Source organism: Candidatus Magnetobacterium casense (genome assembly GCF_019173545.1).
In the GTDB taxonomy this organism is placed as follows: domain Bacteria; phylum Nitrospirota; class Thermodesulfovibrionia; order Thermodesulfovibrionales; family Magnetobacteriaceae; genus Magnetobacterium; species Magnetobacterium cryptolimnobacter.
Genome location: NZ_JABXWD010000722.1, coordinates 1 through 1,234, shown reverse-complemented (window position 1 = coordinate 1,234; position 1,234 = coordinate 1). Strand labels below are relative to the sequence as shown.

General features: G+C 53.3%; 1 protein-coding gene. It reads right to left on the bottom strand.

Annotated features, from left to right (window positions below; translation table 11 throughout):
- The coding region (locus tag HWQ67_RS19070; protein ID WP_218254277.1) for a hypothetical protein at positions 1 to 1,079 on the bottom strand (1,079 nt) is incomplete at its 3' end.
- Positions 1,080 to 1,234: the final 155 nt, after the last annotated feature.

The window sequence follows — 1,234 nt, the reverse complement described above, 5'->3', positions numbered from 1 at the left end:
CACTTGGGGGCCTGACTCAACAGCCCATCCACAATCTTCACCACCTCATACTCTGGGTCAAAGGTGTAGACAAGGGGGAGAAGCGGGAAATAGATGGAGGTGCAAAGGGCTACCATGATGGCCCTGGCACGGTCTCTCTTCTGGAGTTCCTTCACAATCGGGATGGTCAACCTCGCCCTCCATATCTCATTCCCCGTAGTGCCAAGGATCATCACCCCATCACCCTTCCCAAACTCTATCTGGGCACTCCGATTCATGTGCCTGTAGGACACGCCTGACACCATGCCGTCCATGAAGTCCATGTCATCGTAGGAGTTGTCATCATAGATGATGTGGGGGATATGATAGTGCTTACAGATATGGGCAGCAATGGCCGTATCTTTCTTGTCACCCACGTGCGTCCATGCCCTGCTGGGTTTAGAGCCGTTCATGACATAGGCCGATAACAGGGTACGTGTGTCTTTACCCCCCGTGATGGGCAGGATAGCCGCCCGACTACTTTCCAGCGCCTGTTCCACTTGCTTATTAAACCTCTCCCTGGCCCACTGTTTATCTATCCGTTCTTCAGTGATGGCATGGAAAGGCTTCCAGTAGGCTTCCTGTGATACGGGTTGCCCACCCTCTATCTTGATTATGGTGGCAGGGGGGAATTGCCTAACCCCTTCAATATGGGACATCCCGCTGACGGTGAATGCCGTTGTGCCATAGCCGAAACTCAGGTACTCCAGGGCTGTCTGGGGGTTTAGTTTACTCTTCCCGTTTATGAAATCTCCGAGGTTAGGGGAGATCACGTAGTCTTTGTCATGCCAGGGGCTGTACATCCCGTAACGGCTGGTGCAGATAGTCCAGACATCGTGGGTCTCGTCCTGCCCCTTCTGCTGGACTTCTCTAAAGATAAGGGTGAACTCCCCATCGCACTCTTCCGCAAGTTTCTTTGGGCCTTCGGTATAGTAGAGCTTGGCCACCCTATCGGCATCCAGCCATGCCCCTGCCAACAAGGGATACCCAAACACCCAAGCATCCAGCAGTCCTTGTTTCGCATGGCCCCAGTCCTTCCGTTTGGCCTCTACTACATACATACGCTGGCCTACCTTTCCCTTGAATTCACATATTGCAACACGAGGTCTTCTAGGTCACCCTGCGACATGAGTGCTGCGTTTTCCGAGGTAGGCATAGTCTCCTGCCGATAAGGCTGGCAAGGGGGAGTATGCAGTACGTACATTCCCCCCATATC